This is a genomic window from Mesorhizobium silamurunense (assembly GCF_014843825.1).
Classification (GTDB): domain Bacteria; phylum Pseudomonadota; class Alphaproteobacteria; order Rhizobiales; family Rhizobiaceae; genus Mesorhizobium; species Mesorhizobium silamurunense.
Window position 1 is genome coordinate 1 of record NZ_JHQR01000263.1, and the last position, 3,409, is coordinate 3,409.

Here is a 3,409-nt window from a genome sequence, read left to right on the forward strand (position 1 = left end):
TGTGCTGCAGAGCAGCGGAAGGAGTTCAATATGAACTAAGACCGTAGTGTAAAGCTGCGTGAATGATGGGGGACGGCCCTCCGAGATCGGCTTTCAGGAGCAGGTCTCAAACCAGTCCAAGCTGCTGCGGTAAAGAGCCGTGGTGGTGAGCGTTGGATGAAAAGTTCGGACGAGATCCGAGCAGGTGGGTGTCCGAAAGACGAACGAAAGTGAACCCTTCGAAGACGCGTCGTTATGAACGTAAGTGTCGCCGAAACCAGGACCGTCTCGTCGTCCTGGGACAAGTCCGCCGGGTGCCTGATGACAGGGCGGGCGGCGACCGGCGTTGAGGGGGCGTGAGTCGGACACAGGCATTCGCGCGGAACTGCAGGAACCAGGCTCCTGATGCAAAGGGAGAAGCTCAAGCGGGCCAAACCGCAAGGCGAGAGTACCGATGCAGGAGACTGGGGCGGACCGGCCCGTATGAGCGCTGAAGGCCCTGTAATGGGGCCGGAGCAAAGGGGTCGGATCAGGTGGTCGTATTGTTTGGAACAACTGGAAACAGGATGACTTCAGAAGATACGACAGACAAGCCGTTTCGAATTGCGAAACGACAAGTGTACGAAGCTTACAAAGCGGTCAAAGCCAACCAGGGCGCAGCCGGGGTGGACGGGCAGACCCTGGAGATGTTCGAGAAGGACCTTGCAGGAAACCTCTACAAGGTCTGGAATCGGATGTCCTCAGGGACGTACTTCCCACCGCCGGTTCGCGCTGTCTCCATTCCGAAGAAGAGTGGGGGCGAAAGGGTTTTGGGTGTGCCCACCGTCAGCGATCGGATCGCACAGATGGTAGTCAAGCAGATGATTGAGCCGGATTTGGATATCCTCTTTCTTCCAGACTCCTACGGCTACAGGCCGGGAAAATCGGCTCTGGATGCAGTTGGCGTCACGCGTCAGCGATGCTGGAAGCATGACTGGGTTCTGGAATTCGACGTCAAAGGGCTGTTTGACAATCTTCCGCACGATCTCCTGCTGAAGGCGGTCAGAAAGCACGTCACATGCAAATGGGCTCTGCTCTACATCGAAAGATGGCTGGCAGCGCCGATGGAGAAGAACGGGGAAGTCGTCGAGCGCACACGCGGTACCCCGCAAGGGGGCGTTGTTAGCCCGATCTTGTCGAATCTCTTCATGCACTATGCATTTGATCTGTGGATGACCCGGACGCATCCTGACCTTCCATGGTGTCGATATGCGGACGATGGCCTTGTGCATTGCCGGAATGAGCAGCAGGCAGAAGCCCTCAAGGCGGAGCTTGGTGCTCGACTGGCAGCATGCGGGCTTCAAATGCATCCGACAAAGACCAAAATCGTCTACTGCAAAGACCAAAGGCGCAGGGGGGAATACCCGAATGTCGTGTTCGACTTCCTCGGGTATCAGTTCCGGCCGCGACGCGTGGCGAACACACGGCGAGACGAGTTCTTCTGTGGTTACACGCCTGCGGCCAGCCCAACGGCAATGAAGTCGATGCGGGCCACGATCAAAAGCTTGAACATCCCGCGGCAGACGCCGGGGACGCTGGCTGAAATCGCCCAACAGCTCAATCCACTCCTTCGCGGATGGATAGCCTATTATGGCCGCTACAGCCGTTCGGCCCTGTCCACTCTGGCTGACTACGTTAACCGGAAGATCAGGGCGTGGATCATGCGTAAGTTCAAGCGCTTTCAGTCCCATAAGACGCGTGCCAGCCTCTTCGTGAGAAAGCTGGCGCGGGAAAATCCAGGACTGTTTGTGCACTGGAAGTCGTTCGGAACGAATACGTTTGCCTGATGGGAGCGGTGTGAATCGAGAGGTTCACGCACCGTTCTGCGAGAGGCCGGCAGGTGAAATCCCTCCGGCCTACTCACCCCTGGATCAAAACCAACATGGCTCCGCTGCGTGGCTGGGGGCCGAAGGGCAAGCGGCTGCGCGGCCTGGCTCCGTACGGCCACTGGCGCACGCTGACCTTCCTCGGCGCGCTGCGCTGGGATCGGCTCGCGGCACCTTGCGTCTTCGACGGCCCGATCAACGGCCAATGCTTCCGCGCTTATGTCGAGCAACAACTCATCACCGTGCTGAAGCCCGGCGATATCGTCGTCATGGACATGTGTGGACGCCCCCGTTGGTGCAAGAGAATCTTTCGAAGAGCACGGAGCGTGGTCGGTGCTGACATGTGTCCGGCCTCTGTTGCGGCTGTCACATGCCGCGGGCCTGTATGGGAGTTCGCGGAGCGGGTCCAAAACAATCTGGCGCGCTCAAGGCGCGTATCCATGATCTGGTTTTCCCGATCCCGTCTCGTTGACCGTGGCGCCATACTCTCCTTTGGACCTTCTCACACCTTCAAGCCCAGCAGCGATATTGTCCCGCTACCGCCGGGCCCGATAAGTTCCCCCTTTCGCCATCAATGCCCACACGATGCGCGCCGTCTTGTTGGCCAGGGCGACGATCACCAGCATGGGCGGCTTGCGCTCAAGCGTCCGCGAGAGCCAAGGATCCCCCGTCGATCCCTTCCGCATGGCCCAGCGCACGGCGGCGCTCGCCCCGATGATCAGCAGCCGACGCAGGGTTCGTTCACCCATCCGGGACGTCTCGCCGAGCTTCTGCTTGCCGCCTGAGGAGCGTTGCAGCGGCGTGAGGCCGAGCCACGCCGCAAAGTCTCGCCCCCTCTTGAAGGTTGTCGCGATGGAGCCAGAGCAGCAAGTGCCGTCGCGGTGATCGGCCCTATGCCGGGAATAGTCATTAATCGCCTGGCTTCTGCATCCTCCTTGGCACGCCGGGCGATCTCGCGGTCGAGCACGGCCACTCTCTCATCCAGCGCCCGCAGCTGCGCAACGAGCAGAGACAGGATCGGACGGGCAGCTTCGGGGATGGCGGTACCTTTGTCCTCAATCGCCGCGACAAGCTTGGCGGCATGGAAGAGACCCTGTGCAGCCACGAGTCCGAATTCGGCAAGATGGCCCCGTATCGCATTGATGGTCTGGGTCCGCTGACGAACCATAAGATCGCGAACGCGGAACACCATTGCCGCGGCCTGCTGCTCTTCGCTCTTTGCCGCTACGAACCGCATGGTAGGCCTCTGGGCTGCTTCGCAGATCGCCTCAGCGTCAGCGGCATCGTTCTTCTGCCGCTTCACGAAAGGCTTCACATATCCCGGAGCGATTAGCCGGGCATCGTGCCCAAGCTTCGCAATCTCCCGCGCCCAGTAATGACCGCCGGCGCAGGCCTCCATGGCCACCGTGCAAGCAGGCTGCGCGGCAAGAAACTTGAGCACCTGGTCACGACGCAGTTTCTTGCGGAAGGCCACGGCTCCCGATCCATCCGCGCCGTGCATCTGGAACACGTTCTTCGCCAGATCCAACCCGATTGTGCTAACTTCCAACATGGACGCCTCCGTT

Annotated in this window: 1 protein-coding gene and 2 pseudogenes; 2 read left to right on the forward strand and 1 reads right to left on the reverse strand. The window is 60.1% G+C overall.

The features are described 5' to 3' along the window. Positions 1-545: 545 nt before the first annotated feature. Both ltrA and DH10_RS27375 read left to right on the forward strand, forming a co-directional pair. Positions 546-1,805, forward strand: coding sequence for a group II intron reverse transcriptase/maturase (ltrA, locus tag DH10_RS27370; RefSeq protein WP_192385567.1), 1,260 nt, complete (start codon positions 546-548; stop codon positions 1,803-1,805). Positions 1,806-1,885: 80 nt separating this feature from the next. Beyond that, positions 1,886-2,128 (forward strand): annotated as a pseudogene (locus tag DH10_RS27375) (transposase); the annotation flags it as partial. A 252-nt stretch (positions 2,129-2,380) separates the two neighbouring features. Here DH10_RS27375 and DH10_RS27380 read toward each other — a convergent pair. Continuing rightward, positions 2,381-3,396: pseudogene (locus DH10_RS27380) on the reverse strand (IS110 family RNA-guided transposase). Positions 3,397-3,409 lie beyond the last annotated feature (13 nt).